The following is a 22,824-nucleotide window of genomic DNA, read 5'->3' as shown; positions in this document are numbered from 1 at the left end:
CCTTGGCAAGGAAAATGTCAGCGCTTCTGCTTGACGATCTGTTCCTGGTCAACGGACTCGGAATCGAGAGCGTCATGCTCTTCGTGTCCGGCTGCGACAAGCTTGTCGTCGCCCTCGCCGAAGAAGCCTGCCTTGAAGTCCGCAACAGCGGTCTTCATGGCTTCCAGAGTCTCGTTCTCCAGCTTGCCGGTCTGGCCAATCACGGTCAGCACATCGGTGCGGTGGCGCAGGTACTCGATGAACTCGCCCTCGAAGCGGCGTACATCCTCAACCGGGACGTCGTCCAGGTAGCCGTTGGTGCCGGCCCAGATCGAAACGACCTGGTCCTCAACCGGGTACGGGGTGTACTGGCCCTGCTTGAGCAGTTCCATCAGGCGTGCGCCACGGGTCAGCTGCTGCTTGGAAGCGGCATCCAGGTCCGAAGCGAACATTGCGAATGCCTGCATGTCGCGGTACTGAGCCAGTTCCAGCTTCAAGGTACCGGAAACCTTCTTCATGGCCTTGACCTGTGCCGAACCGCCAACGCGGGATACCGAGATACCCACGTCGACAGCTGGACGCTGGTTGGCGTTGAAGAGGTCCGACTGCAAGAAGATCTGACCGTCGGTGATCGAGATGACGTTGGTCGGAATGAACGCGCCCACGTCGTTGGCCTTGGTTTCGATGATTGGCAAGCCAGTCATCGAGCCTGCACCCAACTCGTCCGACAGCTTGGCGCAACGCTCAAGCAGGCGGGAGTGCAGGTAGAAGACGTCGCCTGGGTAGGCTTCGCGTCCTGGCGGACGGCGCAGCAGCAGGGACACGGCACGGTAGGCTTCAGCCTGCTTCGACAGATCATCAAAGACGATCAGAACGTGCTTGCCGCCGTACATCCAGTGCTGGCCGATGGCCGAGCCTGCGTATGGAGCCAAGTACTTGAAGCCGGCTGGGTCCGATGCCGGGGAGGCCACGATGGTGGTGTACTCCAGGGCGCCCTGCTCTTCGAGGGTCTGGCGGACGGCAGCGATGGTCGATGCCTTCTGGCCGATTGCCACGTAGATGCAGCGGACCTGCTTGGTCTGATCGCCGGACTCCCAGTTGGCACGCTGGTTCAGGATGGTGTCGACCGCGATGGCGGTCTTGCCGGTCTGGCGGTCGCCAATGATCAGCTGGCGCTGGCCACGGCCGATCGGGATCATGGCGTCGATAGCCTTCAGACCGGTCTGCATTGGCTCGTGCACGCTCTTGCGCTGGGTCACGCCTGGGGCCTGGAGCTCCAGGGCGCGGCGGCCTTCGGAAGCGATTGGGCCCAGGTTGTCCAGTGGCTCGCCCAATGGGTCGACCACGCGGCCCAGGTAGCCGTCGCCGACTGGAACCGAAAGGATCTCGCCGGTGCGCTCTACCTTCTGGCCAGCTTCGATGCCGGTGAAGTCACCAAGCACAACGACACCGATTTCGCGGGTATCGAGGTTCTGGGCCAAGCCCAGGGTGCCATCTTCGAACTTCAGCAACTCGTTGGCCATGACGGAAGGAAGGCCTTCCACTCTGGCGATGCCGTCGCTCGCGGCGACGACGCGTCCCACCTCGGTGCGCTCTGCCTTACCCGGTTCGAAGGAAGATGCGAACTCGTTTAGGGCATCGCGGACGTCGTTGGCATTGATGGTCAAATCGGCCATCTGCAGTCCCTGCTCTCCTAAATTGTGATCCGGCCCGGCGGGCCGAATCGAATGTGAATGAAGTCTGTTGTGGTCCTGGCAGCCAGGAACACCGGGCGAAGGATCGCTCCTCGCGCCCAATGAGTCCTAGCTGGCCAAGGCGCGGCGCAACTCGGCCACGCGTGATGCCACGGAAGCGTCGACAACTTCGTCGCCAACCTTGACTACCAAGCCACCAACCAGCGATGGGTCGGTAGTGGTGTTGAGCTTGAGCTGACGACCGTATAGCTTGTTCAGGCTGCTCTCCAGGCGCGAAAGCTGGGCTTCGGAGAGTTCGATGGAGCTGGTCACCGAAGCGATCCAGCGCTGCTGGCGCTTGGCCACGAGCTCTACGAAACGTCCAACCAAGGCTGCCGGCTTCAAACCGCGAGGGTTCGAAACTGCCTGGGAGATCAAAACCTGCGAGGTCTGCGACGCGTTAGGCACGAGCTTCAGCGCGAGTGCGCGCTTAGCCTCGACTGGGGCCTGTGCATCATCCAACGCACGCTGCAGCTCGTGATTGCCACGAACTACCTCGATGAAGGAGAACAGATCCTGCTCCAGCTTGTTCAGCCCCGAAGCGCCGTCCTGCTGTTCCGCCACCGCGCTAACCGCGGTGACAGCCAGCGTTTCGAGCGCATCGCTAATGTCGCGTTCCGAGCTCCAGCGGGTAGAAGCCAGCTGCGCAACGGTATCCTCGGCGTCAGCCGAGACCTTTCCGCGCAGCAGCTGAGCCAAAAGGCCTGCCTTGTCGGCATTCCCACGGGCTGGGTCAGTCAATGCGCGGCGGAGACCGGCATTTGCATCCAGTACTTCCAGGACCGCGAACAGTTCCTTAGGCAGCTCAATAGATGCCAGTGCCAGCTTGGGTTCCAGGAACTCCAAAGCCTTTGCCAGTGACTCGCTCGATACACTTGCCATTAGTTCGATGCACCTGCGTTCTGCTGAGCTTCCAAATCGGTCAGGAACTTGTCAACCACGCGCTGGGCACGGGCATCGTCCTGCAGAGCTTCGTCAACAACCTTGCTTGCAAGCTCGGTAGCCAATGCGCCCACGTCGGTGCGGAGCGAAGCCAGTGCGGATACGCGCTCAGCCTCGATCTGGCGGTGCGACTGCTCGGTGATGCGAGCTGCCTCATCGGTTGCCTTGGTCTTCAGATCGGCGAGGATCTGAGCACCTTCGCTACGAGCTTCCTCACGGATGCGGTTTGCTTCGGTGCGTGCTTCCAGAAGCTGGGCCTTGTACAGTGCCAAGGTCTCCTCTGCTTCCTTCTGCGCTGCTTCAGCCTTCTCAAGGCCACCTTCGATCGCGGTGACGCGATCTTCATAGGACTGCTCGAACTTCGGAGCAATCACCTTGATGACGATGAACAGAAGGACCGCGAAACCAACACCCGTAACGAGAATTTCCCACGGGTTCGGCAACAGCGGGTTGACCGATTCGCTCGCAGCGAGGATGAAATCAGTGCTGTTCATTCTCACTATTCCTTATCTACTAGTTTCCGCTTTTGTGTACGCCTCGCGATAGTGGCGAGGCCACTACAGTTGCGAAAAGACTAGGCGCCTACGACGAAGGCGAAGACCAGGCCCAGGATGGCCAGTGCTTCAGCAAGTGCGAAGCCAAGCATGGCGATTGGCTGCAGGATGCGCTGAGCTTCTGGCTGACGAGCAACACCGTTGATGTAGGCAGCGAAGATCAAGCCAACGCCGATAGCCGAACCGATAGCAGCCAGGCCGTAGCCGATCATATTCAGGGAGCCGTGCAACATGTGATTATGTTCCTTTCAAGATACCGGGCTTTTGCCGGTAGGTTGTGAGGTATTCCTTGAGCGACTCAAGGAAGATCTTTATGGGTTGGAAGAAAGAAGTGTTGGCCTAGTGGGCGTCGGCTTCAATTGCACCTTGGAGGTAGATCGCGGTCAGCAGGGCGAAAACGAACGCCTGCAGGCACATGATCAGAAGTTCCAGGAAGTACATTGCGACCGATCCGATGATGACCAGCACGCCGAGGCCGTTCATGGCCAGGGAGTCCTGGACAACGATCAGGTGACGTGCACCGGACGCTGCCAGCATCACGATCATGTGACCGGCCAGCATCGTTGCCATCAAACGCAGCGAGTGCGTCAGCGGGCGAACGATGAAGTTAGAAATGATTTCCAACGGAACCATCAGCGGCATGATCCAGCCCGGAACACCGGACGGGACGACAGCCAGCTTGAAGTAGCGGATACCATGGTTCTTCAGGCCTACGGCAATCCAGGTGCCGTAGATGATGATAGCCATCGCGTAGGCAGAACCAGCGTGTGAGAACGATGGAAGCTGCAGGAACGGAATCGCGCCGAAGAGGTTGTTCAGCAGTACGAAGAAGAAGGTCGCGAACAGCAGAGGAATCCAAGGACGGAAGTTCTTCTCGCCGATGATGTCGCGGCCAATTCCGTTACGTACGAATGCGTAACCGGTTTCAGCGATGTACTGCATCTTGCCTGGAACCAATTTAGGGTTCTTGATGGCCGCGGTGAAGAACCAAGTGATGAGCACGATCGACAAAACGATCATGAGCATCTGCTTGCCGAAACCCGTGCCGTACTCCGCCATCCAAGGGAAGATATCTGGAAGGTGGGTATCGGAAACGGATGGCGGTACGAAGCCGCCTTCTTCTGAGGCCATTGGGAGCGCAAACGCGAACAACGCGCTGTCCTCTCTGCAGTAACGGTCACGGGCAAAAGGCGGTGACTGGCGGTAACTGCCTCTCACCGTGTGAAGAAAAGATCAAACGGGGATCCCATCACGGCCCATGCCAAAGCATCAACCCTGATGAAGGTCCATCTGCGGGTCTCCCCGCGGATGCATCTTGCATAAACCGCCCGCAGTTCAGCGGACGGCCAAAAATGACCCGAAGTAAGCTTATCAAACTCACAGCACCCCACCGACACAAAGTCGGGCGGAATTCTCTATTCCTCGTTGTAGATAGCCAGGCGTGCCTTCATGAAGGCACGCACCTCGCCAACCTGCCAGGCAACAAGGGAGATAGCTGCTGCAAGAACGAATCCCTGGCGGTTGACCCATTCGGGCAACCCCAGGTTCAACAGCACGAAGGCGATGCCGAAAACCTTGATGACAAAGACGCCCAGGAATGCGGGCATGGCCCACGATCGGCGGATTCGCCCGGCAGCTTCGGCGATGAGGATGCCAATTGCGAAAAAGCCGATCACGATCCCGGCAGCCAGCGCGCCAGAAAGCGCGTAGGTGAGATCAGCTACCAGCCATGAAATCAGGAAAAATATGGCGGTAGCGATCGCCGAATACACCAGTGACAAGCCAAGAATCGGCAGCCAGATGGATTTCGGGGCTGACGAAGCACTGACGCGGGCAGAACCAGAATTCACGTCCGCAACCTTTCTTCGTCAACACCGAGGGACCATCGCGCACCCATCGATGCTGATGAAACTTGAAACTCCCGCCCGTTCCCGAAAAGAACAGGAGGAAGAAGATCCACATTGAATTCTACACGAGATAGAAACAGATTGCGCATGCATTACTTGGCTAATTAACCGGGCTAGGCCTTGCCCATGCGCTTGCGCAGGGCATCGACCCGCTTGATCACCAGCGGACGCCAGGTCGCCACCGCTGCCACTAGGAACAACAGCAATGCCATCGGCACCACCAGGATGACCGGGATGAAGGCGATGGACACCACTGAGACAGCAATCACGGCAGCCCAGAGGTACAGCAGGATCACCGACTGGCGCACCGAATGGCCCTGGGCCAGCATCCTGTGGTGGATGTGCTTGGCGTCCGGTGAAAAGGGTGAGCGTTTGTTGGCAAGCCGGCGGAAGACCGAGAGCACAAGGTCCAGGACTGGTAGGAACACGATGACCATCGGCAGCAGCATCGGCATGTAGGCAGGGATGTTGCGGAAGCGCCGCGCCTCCAGCCCCTGTACATCCCCGGTCACCGCGATCGCGGCCACCGAGAGGACCATGCCGATGGCCAGCACCCCGGTCTCCCCCATGAAGATATTCGCCGGGTTGAAGTTGTGCGGCAGGAAGCCCAGGCAGGCGCCGAGCAGCAGCGCGCAGAGCAGCGCCCCGATATTAGCGTAGTCATCAGCGCTCACATGCGTGGCCAGCACATAGGAATACACGAAGAAGGTCGCCGCGCCAATGGCGGCCAGGCCCGCGGCCAGGCCATCGAGCCCATCGGAGAAGTTGATCGCGTTCATGGTCAGCACGATCAGGAACACCGTCACCGCAATCTGCATCCACGGCTCATCGATCTGCCACGAACCGACCGGCAGCGACTGGATGACGATTCCGTGGGTGGCGATCAGCCAGCCGATCAGGATTTGCCCGGCGAGCTTCAGCCACCACTTCAAGTCGAACATGTCATCGGCCAGGCCCATGAGCACGATGACTCCCAGCGCATAGGCGATGCCGCGGATGGCTTCGTCATTGCCGAAGACCCCGCGGAAGAAATGGAAGTTGCTCGCGAGCCACAATCCGGCGGCGAAGGCGGCGATGATTGCCAGCCCGCCGAACTTCACGATCGGCTTTTCATGCTGGTCGCGCTCGCGCACCAGCTGGTTCCCGGTAAAGCGCTGGCCGAGCGTGCGCACGATCGGCGTGAGCAGGAACGAGACCGTAAAGCTGAACGCTATGAGCAGGACATAAGTTCTCATGCGCCGGTTTCCGGTGCGTCCTGTCCCAAATCGAGAATTCCAGGGACAACCACGCGCAATTCCTCAATGGAAATTGCGCCCGAGCGGACTACCTGCAGGTGCGCACCGGTGCAATCGATGATGGTTGATGGCAGGACTTCTTCGCCGGCCGCACCGCGCGGACCACCGTCAAGGTACACGTCCACCGACTCGCCCAGCTGGGCGATGGCCTGCTCGACATCCAGCGCCGCCGCGTTGCCGGTGCGGTTGGCCGAGGACACTGCCAGCGGGCCGGTCTGGCCCAGCAGTTCCAGGGCGGTGTCGTCGTTGGGCACGCGCAGCGCTACGGTGCCGCGGGTCTCCCCCAGATCCCAGGTCAGCGAAGGCTGGGCGTGCAGGATCAGGGTCAGGCCGCCTGGCCAGAAGGCTTCGGCCAGCTTCCGGGCCTCATCGGGGATGTCCCGGGCCAGCCCGTCCATGGTGGCGGTCTGGGCAATCAGCACCGGTGGCGGCATGGTGCGGCTGCGGCCCTTGGCCGCCAGCAGCATCGCTACGCCCTGGGCGCTGAAGGCATCGGCGCCAATCCCGTATACGGTATCTGTGGGCAAGACGATGCAGCGCTTGTCCGCCAATGCGGCCTTGGCTGCGGCGATGCCGTCAGCGTGTTCCTGCTCGTTGCTTACCGAAAATGTTGTGCTCACGGGATCATTCTTTCATGCACTGGTGTGTCGTTTGGTTATTGGGGCGCGTAGCCGGATGTGGCGCGGGCGCGCCCGGTGAGGTCCTGGTGGCCCGCAACCTGCGTGAACCCTGCTTCGCGCAGCATCGCCGCCGCGCTCTCGCGCTGCACTTCGGCGTGTTCCATCACGTACCAGCCGCCGGGACGCAGCAGCTTCAAGGCCTGGGCAGTGACGGCACGCGGAACCTGCAGCCCGTCCTCCCCCAGCCCGTACAACGCCATCTCCGGGTCGTGCTCGCGCACCTCGACCTCGCGCGGCACCGCATTCGGCGGGATGTACGGCGGATTGGAGATCACCAGGTCCATGGTGGCGTCGAGCTGGGCGGGCACCTGCGTGGCATCCTGGTGGAGCACGGTGACCCCGTGGGGTTCGCAGTTGGCCCGGGTGTAGCCGATGGCATCATCCGAGAGCTCCACGGCCCAGACGCTGGCCGCCGGCACCTCGCTGGCCAGGGCCGCGGCAATGGCGCCGGAACCCGAGCACAAGTCGATGCACCGCGGGCTGCCGATCCCGTGGGCCGCCAGGAAATCAAGGCCCAGCTGCACCATGGTTTCCGTTTCCGGCCGCGGGGTGAAGACCCCCGGCCCGACCTTCAGTTCCAGGTAGCGGAAGTAGGCGACGCCGGTCAGGTGCTGCAGCGGGATGCGGGTGCGCCGGGCTGCCACCAGCTCGGTGAACTGCTCCCGGTGCGCCGGCTGAAGGCCGTCGCCGCGCAGCTCGCGCAGCTTCAGCTGCGCGCGGTCGATGCCCAGCACATGGCAGAGCAGCAGATCGGCGTCGACGCCGGGGCTTGGCACCCCGGCGTCGGCCAGCGCCGCAATCGCCTGGCGGCGTACGGCAGATAGTTCTTCCAAGGCGCAGTTACTCTCCCAGCGCAGCCAGGCGCTCTTCCTCGTCCATCTGGATGCAGGAGTCGACCACCGGCTGCAGGTCGCCGTCCATCACGGCGTCCAGGTTGTAGGCCTTGTACCCGGTGCGGTGATCCGCAATGCGGTTCTCCGGGTAGTTGTAGGTGCGGATGCGCTCGGAGCGGTCCATGGTGCGGATCTGGCTGGCGCGCTGCGCAGAGTTCTCGGCGTCGATCTGTTCCTGCTGGTGGGCCAGCAGGCGCGAGCGCAGCACGCGCATCGCGGCTTCGCGGTTCTGGATCTGCGACTTCTCGTTCTGCATGGCCACTACGATGCCGGTGGGCAGGTGGGTGATGCGCACCGCGGAGTCGGTGGTGTTCACAGACTGGCCGCCTGGGCCCGAGGAACGGTAGACGTCGATCTTCAAGTCGTTCTGGTGGATATCGACTTCTTCGGGCTCGTCCACTTCGGGCAGCACCAGCACGCCGGCGGCCGAGGTGTGGATGCGGCCCTGGGATTCGGTGACCGGCACGCGCTGCACGCGGTGCACGCCGCCCTCGAACTTCAGCTGGGCGTAGACGCCTTCTGCCGGGTCGTTGGAGTTGCCCTTGATGGCCACCTGCGCGTCCTTGTAGCCGCCGAGGTCGGACTCGTTGTAGGAGATCATCTCGACCTTCCAGCCCTTGTGCTCGGCAAAGCGGGTGTACATGCGCAGCAGGTCGGCCGCGAACAGCGCCGCTTCGTCGCCGCCTTCGCCGCCCTTGACTTCGAGGATCACGTTGCGGCCGTCGTTCTCATCGCGCGGGATCAGCAGGCGGCGCAGCTTCTCCTCCAGCGCCGGCAGCTCGGCGGTCAGGGTTTCGACCTCTTCGGCGAAGTCCGGATCCTCGTCGGCCATTTCCTTGGCGGCTTCCAGGTCCTCGGTGGCGGTGTTCCACTTGTTGTAGGCTTCGACGATGCCGTTCAGCTGGGCCGAGCGGCGGCCGAGCTTGCGGGCCAGCGCCTGGTCGGCGTACACCGCTGGATCCGAGAGCTGCGCCTGGATGGCTGCATGCTCTTCTAGTAGCGATTTGACGGACTCGAACATGGTGGTGTGCTTCCTTGTTGGCGTTTTCCGCGCAGTGCCGGCGCTTGGCGCTGCCCGGGCACTGCTGGAATTCAATTCTAGACGCTGCGCCGGCGGTCACCGGCGTGCGAGGTGTCACTACGCGCCCATGGCGTCCAGCCAGCTGCCGAGGTGGCAAGCTGGCTGGACGCCATGGCGGTGGATGGTGCTAATCCTTGTTTGGAGTGGTCTTGTTGACCAGCATCAGGAATTCCGCGTTGGACTGGGTCTCGCGGATCTTCCCGGTGAGCACCTCCAGTGCCTGCTGCGGATCGATGCCCGAGAGCATGCGGCGCAGGCGCCACATGATGCGCACCTCTTCGGCACTCATCAGCTGCTCTTCGCGGCGGGTCGAGGATGCGTTGACATCCACCGCAGGGAAGATGCGCTTCTCGGCCAGCTGGCGCGAGAGGCGAAGCTCCATGTTGCCGGTGCCCTTGAATTCCTCGAAGATGACCTCGTCCATCTTGGATCCGGTCTCCACCAGGGCGGTGGCCAGGATGGTCAGCGAGCCGCCGTTCTCGATGTTGCGGGCGGCACCGAAGAAGCGCTTCGGCGGGTACAGCGCCGCCGAGTCCACGCCGCCGGAGAGGATGCGTCCGGAGGCCGGTGCTGCCAGGTTGTAGGCGCGGCCCAGGCGGGTCATCGAGTCCAGCAGGACCACGACGTCCATGCCCATTTCCACCAGGCGCTTGGCGCGCTCGATGGCCAGCTCGGCCACGGTGGTGTGGTCATCTGCCGGGCGGTCGAAGGTCGAGGCGATGACCTCGCCCTTGACCGTGCGCTGCATGTCGGTGACTTCTTCGGGACGCTCGTCGACCAGCACCATCATCAGGTGCACTTCCGGGTTGTTGGTCGTGATGGCGTTCGCGATGGACTGCAGGATCAAGGTCTTGCCGGCCTTCGGCGGCGAGACGATCAGGCCGCGCTGGCCCTTGCCGATCGGTGCGACCAGGTCGATGACGCGTGGGCCGACCAGCTTCGGGTCGGTTTCCAGGCGCAGGCGCTCGGTCGGGTACAGCGGCACGAGCTTGTTGAACTCGACGCGTTCCTTGTTGTCTTCCGGCTTCTTGCCGTTCACGGAAGTCAGCTGCACCAGGGCGTTGAACTTCTGGCGCGGATTCGGGGTCTCGCCCTCGCGTGGCTGGCGGATGGCGCCGACGATGGCGTCGCCCTTGCGCAGGTTGTACTTCTTGACCTGTCCCAGGGTGACGTAGACGTCGTTCGGACCGGGCAGGTAGCCGGAGGTGCGGACGAACGCGTAGTTCTCCAGCACGTCCAGGATGCCGGCGATCGGCAGCACGACATCGTCTTCGCTCAGCTGCGGCTCGTCGTCATCACGGCGGTTGCGGCGGTTGCGGTTGTTCCGGTCGTTGCGGTCGTTGTTGCGCTCACGGCGGTTGTTCCGGTCATTGCGGTCATTGTTGCGCTCGCGGCGTTCACGGCGGTCATTGCGCTCGCTGCGTTCCGAACGCTCCTCGGTGTTCTCCGAGTCGTTCGAGTCGTTGTTGCGATCATTGCGATCGTTGTTGCGCTCACGGCGGTTGTTCCGGTCATTGCGATCGTTGTTGCGCTCGCGGCGCTCTTCGCGGCGGTCGGTGCGCTCTTCGGCGTTCTCCGGCTCGGCGGCGTCATTGCGCTCGTTGTTGCGCTCGCGGCGGTTGCCACGCTCACGGCGGTTGCCGCGCTCGCGGCGCTCTTCGCGTGCTTCGCCGTTCTCTGCCGGTGCCTCGGCTGGCTCGGTGCCCTGCTCTGCAGGCTGCTCAGCTGGCTTGCTGCTGCGCGCGTTGCGGCGCTGGCGCGGAGCCTTGGCTTCCTCGGCTGGAGCCTGCTTCTCGGCTGGGACCTGCTTCTCGGCAGGTGCTTCGGCGGCTGCTTCCTTGGTTTCGGCAGCAGCGGCAACCTTGCCCGAGTCGGTCACGCGGCGCGAGGTGCGGCGTGCGCGAGCAGGCTTTTCTGCCGGTGCTTCGGCAGCTGCCGCGGTTTCCGGTGCGGCGGTGGTATCGGCCTCGGCCTGCTCCTTGGCTGCGGCCTTCGGCGCGCGGCGTGCGCGGGCCTTGGTTTCCTTGGCCGGCTCGGCGGCGGCTTCGCCCTTGGCTGCAGGTGCTTCGGCCTTAGCCGACTTCGCTTCCTGCGCGGCCTTGGCTTCCTGCGCTGCCTTGGCGTCCTTGGCGGCAACGGAGCCGCCGCGCTGGTGGTCGCCGATGGCCTTGACCAGATCGGCCTTGCGCATCCGCGAACCGCCGGTGATGCCCAGCTGCGAAGCCAACTGCTGGAGCTGGGTCATCTTCAAGGAGGCCAGACCGGCGCTCTTGTTTTCGGAAGTCTTGGTGTCCACGCCTTCGTTGAGGCTCGTGGTTTCGGTCACGAAAGTTCCTTCTGACTCGTAGGATGGGCCGCTTCAGGCAGGCCCAATATGCCGTAAATGATGTTCCGTAGCCGAAGATTCCGTGGCTACTTCACTTTCTCCCCGCAAGATAGCCCAGAATTCGGAGCAAAACTGCGGTGGATTAAAGAAACTGATATCCCCTGGGCACGAAGACGTACCTGGATGCGGGTTATCAAAGGTGCTGCGAACTGCAGGGAAATCCGGAGCGGCTGGAGGGATGAAATGGGGTTCAAGAACCGAATTTATCCGCATCAACACTGGCCACAAATGATTCGGACCGGGCTACTGCCCAGCGATCCGGCCTGCCATGGTGTTACAGCACTTCTACTGTAACACCGTTATTGGCAAGCTTGGGAACTTCAGCACGCCAAGACACTGAAGAACTCGCAGAAAATTCGTTGATCACCGCTTGCACGGCAGCTACCTGGTCCTCGCTGGATACCAGGGTCATCACCGTTGGGCCGGCACCGGAAACCACTGCGGCCAATCCGGCATCGCGCAGCTTGGCAATCAGTGCGGCGCTTTGCGGCATGGCCGCAGCCCGATAATCCTGGTGCAGGTAGTCTTTGGTGCCGCCCAGCAGCTGGCTTGGGTCATTGCTCAAAGCGTGGATCAGCAAGGCGGCACTAGCGCTGTTCGCCGCGGCCACCGCATGCTCGATATGCGAGGGCAGTGCACCCCGGGCCACTTCGGTGGACAGCCCGTTGGAAGGGATGGCCAGCACCGCACGCAGATCCGGGTGCAATGGCACCTGCACGGAGCTGAAGCTGCCATCGGGATTCGTGGCAGAAATGCTCAAACCGCCAAAGACCGCAGGGGCCACATTATCCGGGTGGCCTTCCCACGCGGCCGCGGCCTGGAAGATTGATTCGGTTCCACGACGTGCCTCTGCTGGCAGCAGCGCGTCGGCCGCAGCATAGGCGGCAACGATCGCCGCTGCGGACGAGCCCATACCCCGAGCATGCGGAATGCGGTTATGCGCCACCAGTTCCACGCCTACCGGGGCGAAGCCGGCGTCTTTCCAGTAGCGGTGCATTTCCTTGATGATCAGGTGGGATTCATCGCGTGGCAGCTCATCGGCCCCGTCACCGAAAATCTCGACGCGGCTGGAGTGCGCGGTGCCCACCTCAAGGCGGTCGCGGTAATCCAGGGCCAGGCCCAGCGAGTCGAAGCCGGGGCCGAGGTTGGCGGAGGTAGCCGGCGGGGAAACGATCAACTTCTGGCCCAGGGCGATCTGCTGCGTCATGGTTCCTTCAAGATTTCGGTGCGATAGATGATGGATGCACAACGGCCCGCCACGGCCGGCTCCCCGTTTCCGGGAGAGCCATTGGCGCGGCGGGCCGTTGGCTGGCCAGAAGAATTCTGGCCGAAGGCGTTTAGGCCAGGCCCAGGGCGCCGGCGACCTCGACTACGTCGAAGGCCACCTTCTTTGGTGCGACGTCCGAGCCGTCGGCCTGCTTCAGGGCCCAGTCAGGATCCTTCAAGCCGTGGCCGGTTACGGTGATCACGATCTTCTTGCCGGTCGGGACGTTGCCGGCGGCGTGGTGCTTGAGCAGTCCGGCGACGCCGGCTGCCGAGGCGGGTTCCACGAAAACGCCTTCGCGCGAGGAGAGCCAGCGGTGCGCGGCGAGAATTTCCTCATCGGTGACCGAGTCGATCTGGCCGCCGGACTCGTCGCGGGCTGCTTCGGCCTGTTCCCAGGAAGCCGGATTGCCGATGCGGATCGCGGTGGCGATGGTGTCCGGTTCGGTGATCGGGTGCCCGGCAACAATCGGAGCGGCGCCAGCTGCCTGGAAGCCCCACATGATCGGGTTCTTGGTGGATACCGGTTCGAGGACCTTGCCGGCCTCGTTGGTCCACTGCGTGGAGTACTCCTTGTAGCCCTTCCAGTACGCGGTGATGTTGCCCGCGTTGCCTACCGGCAGCAGGTGGTAGTCAGGTGCATCGCCCAGGAAGTCCACGACCTCGAAGGCTCCGGTCTTCTGGCCCTGGATACGCGCAGGGTTCACCGAGTTGACCAGGAATACCGGGTAGTTCTCGCTGAGCTTGCGGGCGACCTCAAGGCAGTTATCGAAGTTGCCGTCGATCTGGATGATGTCTGCGCCGTGGGCGATCGCCTGGGACATCTTGCCCATGGAGATCTTGCCGTCCGGCACCAGCACGGCGCACTTCAGCCCGGCCTGGGTGGCGTAGGCCGCGGCCGAAGCCGAGGTGTTGCCGGTGGAGGCGCACACCACTGCCTTGGCGCCGGCGGCGACCGCAGCGGTCATCGCCATGGTCATGCCGCGGTCCTTGAAGGAACCGGTCGGGTTCATGCCCTCGACCTTCAGGTACACCTCGTTGCCGGTTTCCGCCGACAGCGCCGGGGCGTAGACCAGCGGGGTGCCGCCCTCGCCGAGCGTGATGACCTTGGTGTTTTCGTCGACTGGCAGGCGATCGGCGTATTCGCGGATCACTCCGCGCCACTGGTGAGCCACGTTAGTTTCCTTCAACTCGCATAACGGATAGTACACAGTGCACCGCGTCCAGCGCGGTGAGCGCCTCGACGGTGCTGGCCAGGGCCGCTTCGGTGCCCTGGTGGGTCAGGATGCGCAGCTGCGCGCCGGCCTCGGCGTCGACCTGCTGGCTCATCGACTCGATGGAGACCCCGTGCTCGCCGAAGACGGTGGCGATGGCCGCCAGCACGCCCGGCTGGTCCTTGACCGACAGGCCGATCCAGTAGCGGGTGTCGATGGCTTCGAAGTCCAGCAGCCGCGGGGCCTGGCTGACCGAGCCGTTGGGCAGCGGGGCCCCGGCGGCGATCTGCCGGGCCACGGCGACGACATCGCCCATGACCGCCGAGGCGGTCGGGTTGCCGCCCGCGCCGGCGCCGTAGAACATCAGGTCCCCGGCGTTCTCGGCCTCGACGAACACCGCGTTGAACGCGCCGTGCACGGTGGCCAGCGGGTGGCTGCGGCGCACCAGCGCCGGGTAGACGCGCACCGAGATCCCGGCTTCTGCGCGTTCGGCGATGGCCAGCAGCTTGATCACGTAGCCGGCGGCGGACGCGGCGGCGACATCGGCGGCGGTGACCTCGGTGATGCCCTGGGTCCAGACCTGCTCCGAGGACACGGTGGTGTGGAAGGCCAGCGAGGCCAGGATGGCCGCCTTCGCGGCGGCGTCGTGCCCGCCCACGTCGGCGGTCGGATCGGCTTCGGCGTAGCCCAGCGCCTGGGCTTCGGCCAGCACATCGTCGAACGCGGCACCAGTGGTGTCCATCGCGTCGAGGATGAAGTTGGTGGTGCCGTTGACGATGCCCATCACCTTGGTGATGTGGTCGCCCGCCAGCGAGTCGGCGATCGGGCGCAGGATCGGGATGGCCCCGGCCACCGCCGCCTCGTAGCGCAGCTGCGCGCCGTTGGCGGCGGCCAGCGCGTTCAGTTCGGCGCCCTTGAGCGCGATCAGCGCCTTGTTGCCGGTGATGACGCTGGCGCCCTTGGACAGCGCGGCGGCGATGTATTCGCCGGCCGGCTCCATGCCGCCGAGCAGCTCGATGACCACATCGGCCTGGGCGATCAGCCCGGGAGCGTCGGTGGTGAAAAGCTCCTGGGGCAGCGCCGCATCGCGTTTGGCATCCAGGTTGCGCACGGCAATGCCGATCAGCTGCAGGCCGGCGCCCGAGCGGGCCGCCAGTTCATTCGCATCTTCCAGCAGGATCCGGGCCACCTGGGCCCCGACCGTGCCGCAACCCAGCAGGGCTACCTTCAGGTTCTTTTCGCCGCTCAATTAAACTCCCATGTCGCGGGCCAACAAGTCTGTTTCCGTTTCCCTGCGCACGATCAGGCGGGCTTGGCCATCGCGTACAGCTGCCACCGCGGGACGGGTGAGGTAGTTGTAGTTGCTCGACAGCGCCCAGCAGTAGGCGCCGGTGGCCGGTACGGCGAGCAAATCGCCGGCCGCCACGTCCTCGGGCAGGTAAACGTCCTTCACGACTATGTCACCTGACTCGCAATGTTTCCCAACTACACGAGAAATAATTGCGTCGCTTTGCGTCATACGGCTGGCCAGCACGGCGGTGTATTGCGCGTCGTAGAGCACCGGACGCGGGTTGTCGCTCATCCCGCCGTCCACCGAAATGTAGCGGCGCGGATGCAGTGCTCCAGTTTCGTCTTCCACCTGGACGTCCTTGCGCACTCCGGCCTCGTAGAGGGTGAAGGTGGACGGGCCGGCGATGGCGCGGCCCGGCTCGATCGAGATGCGCGGGCAGTCCAGTTCCAATTCGGCACAGGTGGCAGAGACCACCTCGGCCATCTGGCCGGCCAGCTTCGCTGGGGTGGAGGGGTGGTCTTCGGAGGTGTAGGCGATGCCGTAGCCGCCGCCCAGATCCAGCTCGGGCAGGGAGACGCCGTGGATCTCGCGGATCCGGGCCAGCAGCCCGAGCATGGTGCGCGCGACCATGGCGAAGCCTTCGGCCTCGAAGATCTGCGAGCCGATGTGGGCGTGCAGGCCCAGCAGGTTGATGTTTTTCGCCTCGATCGCCTGGGCGACCGCGCGCAGCGCAGGCGAGCTGCCGGAGGCGTCGTCCAGGATGGACAGGCCGAACTTCTGGTCCTCATGCGCGGTGGCGATGGCCTCGTGCGTGGAGGCGTGCACGCCGGGGGTGATGCGCAGCATGACCTGAGCGGTCTTGTCCATGGCGTCGGCGATGGAGATCACCCGGTCCAGCTCGTCCAGCGAGTCGATGACCAGGCGTCCCACGCCCATCTCGATGGCGCGGGTGATCTCGGCTGCCGACTTGTTGTTCCCATGCAGCGAGAGGTTGGCGGCCGGCACCTTGGCGGCGCCGGCCACTGCCAGCTCGCCGCCGGAGCAGGTGTCCAGGCGCAGGCCCTCGTCGGTCACCCAGCGGGCCACCTCGGTGCACAAGAACGCCTTGCCGGCGTAGTAGACGTCGACTCCCCCGCACAGGTCCTTGAACGCCTCATCGAAGGCGGTCTTGAATCCGCGCGCGCGGGCACGGAAGTCGTTCTCGTCGAGCACGAACAGCGGGGTGCCGAATTCGGCTGCCAGCGCGGAGACGGGAAGGCCCTGGATGGACAGTTCGCCGCCAGCCTCGCGGGAAACCCCCGAAGCCCACTCGATCTGACGAAGCGCGTTGATGTTTTCCGGGAAGTGCAGCCATTGCGGGGCTAGCGGCGATACGGCCATAGGGTCTTACATCCTCTCTGGGGCTGAAACGCCCAGCAGTTCCAATCCATTTGCCAAGACGGTGGTGGCGGCGTCGTTCAGCCACAGGCGGGTGCCGTGCACCGGTGCGACTGCTTCGTCTTCGCCCATCGGGGTGATGCGGGTGGCGGCGTACCACGAGTGGTAGGCGCCGGCGACCTGCTCCAGGTAGCGGGCGATGCGGTGCGGTTCGCGGAATTCAGCGGCGCCGGCAACCACCGACGGGAACTGGCCGAGCACTGCCAGCAGCTCGTTCTCGGTGGCGTCGGTCAGCAGCGCGGCGTCGAACTCATCGCGGGTCACGCCCTTGGCGGCGGCATTGCGGGCCGCGGCGCAGGAGCGGGCGTGGGCGTACTGCACGTAGAACACCGGGTTGTCGTTGGTGTTCTTCTTCAGCTGCTCCGGGTCCAGTGCGATCGGCGAATCGGCCGGGAAGCGGGCCAGCGAGTAGCGCAGCGCATCGGCGCCGATCCAGTTGATCAGATCCCGCAGCTCGATGATGTTGCCAGCGCGCTTGGACAGCTTGGCTCCGTTGACCGAAATCAGCTGGCCGATCAGCACCTCTATGTTCTTTTCCTTGTCATCGCCGGCGCAGGCGGCAATGGCCTTCAGGCGGTTGACGTAGCCGTGGTGGTCGGCACCCAGCAGGTAGATCTTCTCTTCGAAGCCGCGGTCCTTCTTGGACAGGTAGTAGGCGGCGTCCGCGGCGAAGTAGGTAGGCTCTCCGTTGGCGCGGATCAGCACGCGGTCCTTGTCATCGCCGAAGTCGGTGGTGCGCAGCCAGACTGCGCCTTCCAAATCGAAGATGTGGCCCTGTTCGCGCAGGCGTGCCACGGCGTCGGCGACCGCGCCGCCTTCATGCAGGGAGGTCTCGGAGAAGAACACGTCGAAGCTGACGCCGAAGTCGGCCAGGGTCTGCTTGATGTCTTCGAGCTGCGCCTTGTAGGCGGCCTCGCGCAAGGCCGGGATGGCTTGTTCCTCATCCAGCGTGCCCAGCTCGGGGTTCTCGGCCAGGACGATATCGCCCAGTTCCTTGATGTATTCGCCGGGGTAGCCGCCCTCGGGCACCGGCAGGCCGTGGATGCGGTTGTAGACCGAGCGGGCGAACACGTTCATCTGGTTGCCGGCGTCGTTGATGTAGTACTCGGAAGTGACCTCGGCGCCCGAGGCGCGCAGCACGCGGGCGATGGCGTCGCCCAGCGCGGCCCAGCGGGTGTGGCCGATGTGCAGCGGGCCGGTAGGGTTCGCGGAGACGAATTCCATGTTGACCACGTGTCCGGCCAGGGCCTCGTTGTTGCCGTAGGCGGAACCTGCCTCGACGATGGCGCGGGCCAGCGAACCGGCAGCGGCTGCGTCCAGGGTGATGTTCAGGAAGCCGGGACCTGCGATGTCCACGGCGCCGACTCCCGGGACCGAAGCAAGCCGGGCAGCCAGGATCTGCGCGAAGTCGCGCGGGGCCATGCCGGCCTTCTTGCCCAGCTGCAACGCGATGTTGGTTGCCCAGTCGCCGTGCTCACGGCTCTTCGGGCGGTCCACGCGGACGGTCTCTGGCACCTCGACCGAGATTTCACCGGCTGCTACGGCTTCGGTGAGGCATGCGGATATTGCTGCGGAGAGTTCTTCAGGAGTCACCGTTCAAGAATACCGGTAATTGCGGTGCTTCTTCAGCATTCATGACTCCCAGCGCCTGTGAGACTGGCCCAAGCCGGTGACTTTTGCAACACATCAGCACCGGGGTGTTTGAATTGCGCAGATCAACTCACGACCTGATAGTATTTTTCCTGTTGCCCGGCAACACGCCTCTGTAGCTCAGTGGATAGAGCGTCTGCCTCCGGAGCAGAAGGCCGAAGGTTCGATTCCTTTCAGGGGCACCACTTCAAATTGCAGGTCCTGTTTGATCCAGGGCCTGCAATTTTTTGTGCCGAGCCCTGCGGCTAGCGCCCAAGCTCGTTTCAAGATCCCTCCCTTAGGAGCCGCATGGTTCATGAACAGCCGGGTGCCATCGTGATTGAGGCCGCGATGTGTAAATGAATTCCAGGTACACTCTTGCGCCTATTGGCGGAGATCACCCTGGAACCTAACTCAGGCCGAGGCTTGCCGGGGCCTGCCCCTATCGAGCTGGATGCCGGAGTACTGCGCAAAATCCGCCTTCAACCTTGCAAGGCAAACCGTTTTCATCGCCATTTCTTCCGGCGGTTCGCAGGACTAACTGCGTATTCCGTTCCAATCAGAAATGCCCAGCTCTTCGCACCGCGTTCTCCGGTGTGTAGCCTGAAGCCATGCCACAGATAGTTTCAGCGCCAATGGACCTGATCGTCGCTATTCATCAAGTGGTTGCGATTCGTTTTGCCGGGCTCAGCCTGACCTCGGATCTGCCTCCATCCCGGTATGCCGCTGAAGGCGGAACAGGTTTCGAGTTCCACCTATGCGGCGTCATCAATGACGTGACGCGGCGGTTGGATTCGCAGTTCCATGATGCGATGGAGTCTTGGGCACTTGTTGGGCAAGAGCAGGGAGAGGAGCTAGCCGGTCCGGCACCGCAAATGCCGGGGAACGCAGTTCCTGAACCGGTGAAGGCAAATATCACCGATGACCTTGGAACCAGGTACACCCGTCTTGGAGGACGAATCGCCGGCACGGGAACAGAATGGGACGCCACCTGGATCTATCACCCCAAGCCGCCGCGTGCAGCCCAGCGATTGGTTCTGGCGTTCACCATCAATGGCATCTCGACAGGCCACACCTGCGTCATCGACCCGCAAGCACCGGAAGACGGGCAATGATCAAGTTCGGGGAACACAACAGGTCGTATTCGATGCCATTGAGTCATTCCTCAATGCTTTCCGGACCGGCCCGGTCACGTGTGCGCAGCGCAGCGGCTACCGCGCTCTCCCCTGCTTTCAATTCTTGAAGTTGAAGATCGCTGCCACTGGAGAACGCCACGCCGATTTGGTGAGCGTCCGCCCAATAACCACCGCAGGCCCCGCACCCACTGAAGGGTACGGGGCCTGCGCGGCACGCATCAGCTACTGCAGCATGGTCTTGTCATCGAGCTGCGCGCCCTTGATCTTGCTGAACTCGTCCAGCAAGTCCTGGACGGTCATCCTGGACTTCTCTTCCTGGTCCAGATCCAGGATGATCTGCCCGTCGTGCATCATGATCAGCCGGGTGCCCAGCTGCAATGCCTGCTCCATGTTGTGCGTGACCATCAACGTGGTCAGCTGGTGGCGTTCGACAATTTCCTTGGTCAAGCGCGAGACCAGCGCCGCACGCTGCGGATCCAGGGCCGCGGTGTGCTCATCGAGCAGCAGGATCTTCGGCTTGGAGAAGGTGGCCATCAGCAGGCTCAGCGCCTGGCGCTGGCCGCCGGAGAGCAGGCCCACCTTCGTCTTCAGTCGCCCTTCCAGGCCGAGCTCCAGGGACTTCAGCTCCTCGACGAACAGCTCGCGGCGCTTGGAGCCCACGCCCAGGCCCAGTCCGCGGAAACGGCCGCGGGCGTAGGCCAGCGCCATGTTCTCCTCGATGGACATGGTCGGCGCGGTGCCGGCCATCGGATCCTGGAACACCCGGCCGATGTACTTGGCGCGGGAGTAGTCGGCCATCTTGGTGACATTCTTGCCCGCAATGGACACCGAGCCGGTATCCGGCTGCAGCTTGCCGGCGACCATGTTCAGCACGGTGGACTTGCCGGCGCCGTTGGAGCCGATGACCGTGACGAATTCGCCGTCCGAGAGGTTCAGGTTGATGTTGCGCAGCGCCTTGCGCTCGTTGACGGTTCCCGGGAAGAAGGTGCGGGACAGGTTCTTGATCTCAAGCATTGGTGCGAACCTCTTCCTTGGATTCGGTGACGGGCGCCGGGGTGCGCTTGAAGGACTTCACGATCTTCTGGAAGCCCTTCCACTTCGGCAGCAGCAGGGCAACGACCACGAGGACCGCGGAGATCAGCTTCATGTCGTTGACCTCCAGGCCGGCCGACAGGGCCAGCTGGATGACCAGGCGGTAGATCACGGCGCCGAAGACCACCGCAATGGCGGCCAGCCAGATGTAGCGCTGGGTGAAAATCGCCTGGCCGACGATGACCGAGGCCAGGCCGATCAGGATCAGGCCGATGCCCATGCCGATGTCGGCGAAGCCCTGGTACTGGGCGATGACCGCGCCGGAGAGCGCCACCAGGCCGTTGGACAGCGCCAGGCCCAGGATCTTCTGGTTATCGGTGCTTACGCCGAAGGAGCGGATCATTTCCTGGTTGTCGCCGGTGGCGCGCATGGCCATGCCCAGTTCGGTGTGCAGGAACCAGACGATTGCCGCGACGAAGACCAAGCAGACGCCGAAGAGGATCGCCACCGAAGCGGCCGAGCCGAGGATGCCTGCGGCCCGCATCGGGCTGATCAGCGTTTCCTCGCCGAGCAAGGGGGTATTGGCCTTGCCCATGATGCGCAGGTTGACCGAGTACAGCGCGATCATGGTCAGAATGCCGGCGAGCAGGCCGTCAATCTTGCCCTTGGTATGCAGCAGGCCGGTAATGACACCGGCAACCATGCCGGCGAAGAAGGCCAGCACGGTGGCCAGCCAGGGATTCATCCCGTTCACGATGCCGACCGAGGCGACGGCTGCACCGGTGGTGAAGCTGCCGTCGACGGTCAGGTCGGGAAAGTCCAGGATGCGAAAGGTCAGGTACACCCCGAGCGCCATGATGGCGTAGATCAGGCCGAGTTCAACCGCTGTGATCATGTGTGGATCCTTGAGTTGTAAGTTTTTTGCGAGTTATCACGACGAAAGGCGAGGCATCAGGTTATGCGCCTCGCCTTTCGTCGATAAGTTGTTGCCGGGGTTTAGTAGACCTCGACGGCTTCCGATTTCATCTCATCGGTGAATTCGATGCCTGCTTTCTTGGCGGCATCTTCGTTCAGGTACAGGTCGACCTCGGAGATAGTCTCCACCGGCATGGTTGCCGGCTCGGCCTCGCCCTTGAGCAGCTTCACGGCCATGGCAGCGGTCTGCTCGCCGAGCTTCTCGTAGTTGATGCCGTAGGTTGCGGTCGCGCCGCGCTTGACGGACTCGCCGTCAGCCGAAATAACCGGAACCTTGTTCTTCTCGGCTACCTGCAGCAGGCCTTCCAGTGCGGAGACCACGGCGTTGTCGGTCGGGACGTAGTACGCGTCGACATCCAGCGAGCTGGCGGCCTGCTGGACTTCGCTGGAGGCCGAGACGGCGGCCTCCTCAATGGTCAGGCCCAGGCCCTTGGCGGCTTCCTTGGCCATCTTCACCTGGACGGCGGAGTTCGCTTCGCCCGAGGAGTAGACGATGCCGACCTTCTTGGCATCCGGCACCAGGTCCTTGAGCAGCTGCAGCTGCTCATCGACCGGGTTCATGTCCGAGGTGCCGGTGACGTTTGCGCCCGGGGCTTCGTTGGAAGCAACCAGCTTGGCATCCACCGGGTCGGTCACAGCCGAGAAGAGCACCGGAACATTGGTGATCGCCTGGGCGGCTGCCTGTGCCGATGGGGTGGCTACTGCCAGCACTAGGTCGATATCCGAATCGGCGGCCAGCTTGCCGGCGATCGAGGTGTTCGTGGCCTGGTCGGTTTCGGCGTTGTTCTCGTCGTAGCTGATCTTCTCGCCCGTGTAGCCGGCTTCTTCCATGCCTGCCTTGAAGCCGGTGACCACTGCATCCAGCGACGGGTGCGAGACGAACTGGGAGATGCCGATCTTGACTGGTTCGTCGCCGCCGCCGGCGGCACCCTGTTCGCCGCTGCCGCCGCAGGCGGTCAGGGCCAATGCGCCAGCTGCTGCGATCGCAGCGAATTTCATGGCGGTGAAGCTCTTCATTGAAGTTCCTTTCAAAGTTCCCTTGCGAGTGATTCCCACCGATAGCGCGGATGCCAGGTTATGAAGCGCAGCAGGTGCGCAGCATGCGGGAACCGTCCAGGCATCGCGACGATGATTACCCACGATCTTACATGTGAACGACCTCACCTTGCCTACAATCAAGGTCGTTTCCTGGACGATTGCCTCTTGATACCGATTCTGATGGACACAAACGATCCACTTCTGGCCGGAATCTGGAAGTTTTGTATTTGGCGGCCCGAAGTTGTCGACAATTGCTTGGACAATCTGAAAATTTGACTCCTGGACCCCTGCTTGCCGACTGCCTGGGTTATTGCATTTCTGCTGCCCGGCCAGGCTCCGGCCCGGCGGCCACCACGAAA

20 protein-coding genes and 1 tRNA gene are annotated in these 22,824 nt (G+C 63.3%); 2 read left to right on the top strand and 19 right to left on the bottom strand.

The window, feature by feature from the left end:
- Positions 1–17 precede the first annotated feature (17 nt).
- From atpA to argS, 16 genes are all read right to left on the bottom strand, one after another.
- Positions 18–1,655, bottom strand: a complete 1,638-nt coding sequence (gene atpA, locus ATK23_RS03380) for a F0F1 ATP synthase subunit alpha (RefSeq protein WP_038990460.1) — start codon at positions 1,653–1,655, stop codon at positions 18–20.
- Between the two features lie 126 nt (positions 1,656–1,781).
- A complete protein-coding gene (locus ATK23_RS03375; protein WP_066137621.1) occupies positions 1,782–2,594 on the bottom strand; it encodes a F0F1 ATP synthase subunit delta in 813 nt (270 codons plus the stop codon).
- Positions 2,594–3,148 carry a F0F1 ATP synthase subunit B gene (locus tag ATK23_RS03370; protein WP_038990457.1) on the bottom strand — a complete coding sequence of 185 codons (555 nt, stop codon included), beginning with the start codon at positions 3,146–3,148 and terminating at the stop codon, positions 2,594–2,596. The genes ATK23_RS03375 and ATK23_RS03370 overlap by 1 nt, the downstream gene beginning before the upstream one ends.
- 80 nt (positions 3,149–3,228) lie before the next feature.
- The gene (locus ATK23_RS03365; RefSeq protein ID WP_038990456.1) at positions 3,229–3,441 is read right to left on the bottom strand and encodes an ATP synthase subunit C-like protein; all 213 of its coding nucleotides are present in this window, start codon (positions 3,439–3,441) and stop codon (positions 3,229–3,231) included.
- Positions 3,442–3,547: 106 nt separating this feature from the next.
- Entirely contained in the window at positions 3,548–4,339 is a 792-nt protein-coding gene (atpB, locus tag ATK23_RS03360; RefSeq protein ID WP_083515384.1) for a F0F1 ATP synthase subunit A, read from the bottom strand.
- A 284-nt stretch (positions 4,340–4,623) separates the two neighbouring features.
- On the bottom strand, positions 4,624–5,058 hold the full coding sequence (locus ATK23_RS03355) for a hypothetical protein (protein WP_052253623.1): 435 nt from the start codon (positions 5,056–5,058) through the stop codon (positions 4,624–4,626).
- Between the two features lie 170 nt (positions 5,059–5,228).
- A complete protein-coding gene (locus ATK23_RS03350) occupies positions 5,229–6,350 on the bottom strand; it encodes an MraY family glycosyltransferase (protein WP_066137620.1) in 1,122 nt (373 codons plus the stop codon).
- Complete coding sequence (locus tag ATK23_RS03345) at positions 6,347–7,030, bottom strand: L-threonylcarbamoyladenylate synthase (protein WP_038990453.1); 684 nt, start codon at positions 7,028–7,030, stop codon at positions 6,347–6,349. The genes ATK23_RS03350 and ATK23_RS03345 overlap by 4 nt, the downstream gene beginning before the upstream one ends.
- A gap of 35 nt (positions 7,031–7,065) precedes the next feature.
- Complete coding sequence (gene prmC, locus ATK23_RS03340) at positions 7,066–7,923, bottom strand: peptide chain release factor N(5)-glutamine methyltransferase (RefSeq protein WP_066137619.1); 858 nt, start codon at positions 7,921–7,923, stop codon at positions 7,066–7,068.
- Positions 7,924–7,930: 7 nt separating this feature from the next.
- Entirely contained in the window at positions 7,931–9,004 is a 1,074-nt protein-coding gene (gene prfA, locus ATK23_RS03335; protein ID WP_038990452.1) for a peptide chain release factor 1, read from the bottom strand.
- Positions 9,005–9,191: 187 nt separating this feature from the next.
- Positions 9,192–11,390 carry a transcription termination factor Rho gene (gene rho / locus ATK23_RS03330; RefSeq protein WP_066137617.1) on the bottom strand — a complete coding sequence of 733 codons (2,199 nt, stop codon included), beginning with the start codon at positions 11,388–11,390 and terminating at the stop codon, positions 9,192–9,194.
- Positions 11,391–11,724: 334 nt separating this feature from the next.
- A complete protein-coding gene (gene thrB, locus ATK23_RS03325) occupies positions 11,725–12,657 on the bottom strand; it encodes a homoserine kinase (protein WP_066137616.1) in 933 nt (310 codons plus the stop codon).
- 130 nt (positions 12,658–12,787) lie between these two features.
- The gene (thrC, locus tag ATK23_RS03320) at positions 12,788–13,888 is read right to left on the bottom strand and encodes a threonine synthase (protein WP_038990449.1); all 1,101 of its coding nucleotides are present in this window, start codon (positions 13,886–13,888) and stop codon (positions 12,788–12,790) included.
- A gap of 1 nt (position 13,889) precedes the next feature.
- Positions 13,890–15,176 carry a homoserine dehydrogenase gene (locus tag ATK23_RS03315; RefSeq protein WP_066137615.1) on the bottom strand — a complete coding sequence of 429 codons (1,287 nt, stop codon included), beginning with the start codon at positions 15,174–15,176 and terminating at the stop codon, positions 13,890–13,892.
- Positions 15,177–16,598, bottom strand: a complete 1,422-nt coding sequence (gene lysA / locus ATK23_RS03310; RefSeq protein ID WP_066137614.1) for a diaminopimelate decarboxylase — start codon at positions 16,596–16,598, stop codon at positions 15,177–15,179.
- Between the two features lie 6 nt (positions 16,599–16,604).
- Positions 16,605–18,248: an arginine--tRNA ligase gene (gene argS / locus ATK23_RS03305; protein ID WP_066137612.1), complete on the bottom strand. Its 1,644-nt coding sequence runs from the start codon at positions 18,246–18,248 to the stop codon at positions 16,605–16,607.
- A gap of 166 nt (positions 18,249–18,414) precedes the next feature.
- Between argS and ATK23_RS03300 the strand changes: the two genes are divergently transcribed.
- Positions 18,415–18,490: transfer RNA gene (locus tag ATK23_RS03300), tRNA-Arg, on the top strand.
- A gap of 429 nt (positions 18,491–18,919) precedes the next feature.
- On the top strand, positions 18,920–19,399 hold the full coding sequence (locus tag ATK23_RS03295) for a hypothetical protein (RefSeq protein WP_066137610.1): 480 nt from the start codon (positions 18,920–18,922) through the stop codon (positions 19,397–19,399).
- 243 nt (positions 19,400–19,642) lie between these two features.
- Here the strand turns inward: ATK23_RS03295 and ATK23_RS03290 are convergent, their stop codons facing one another.
- The 3 genes from ATK23_RS03290 to ATK23_RS03280 all read right to left on the bottom strand — a co-directional run bounded on the left by ATK23_RS03290 (position 19,643) and on the right by ATK23_RS03280 (position 22,444).
- A complete protein-coding gene (locus tag ATK23_RS03290) occupies positions 19,643–20,434 on the bottom strand; it encodes an ABC transporter ATP-binding protein (RefSeq protein ID WP_066137609.1) in 792 nt (263 codons plus the stop codon).
- Positions 20,427–21,347, bottom strand: a complete 921-nt coding sequence (locus ATK23_RS03285; protein WP_038990442.1) for an ABC transporter permease — start codon at positions 21,345–21,347, stop codon at positions 20,427–20,429. Before ATK23_RS03285 ends, ATK23_RS03290 begins: the two co-directional genes overlap by 8 nt.
- Before the next feature lie 101 nt (positions 21,348–21,448).
- Positions 21,449–22,444 carry an ABC transporter substrate-binding protein gene (locus ATK23_RS03280; protein ID WP_066137608.1) on the bottom strand — a complete coding sequence of 332 codons (996 nt, stop codon included), beginning with the start codon at positions 22,442–22,444 and terminating at the stop codon, positions 21,449–21,451.
- Positions 22,445–22,824: the final 380 nt, after the last annotated feature.

This window comes from Glutamicibacter nicotianae (assembly GCF_002797775.1).
Lineage (GTDB): Bacteria > Actinomycetota > Actinomycetes > Actinomycetales > Micrococcaceae > Glutamicibacter > Glutamicibacter nicotianae.
The sequence above is the reverse complement of the archived record's forward strand: the minus strand, read 5'-3'. Positions and strand labels throughout refer to the sequence as shown.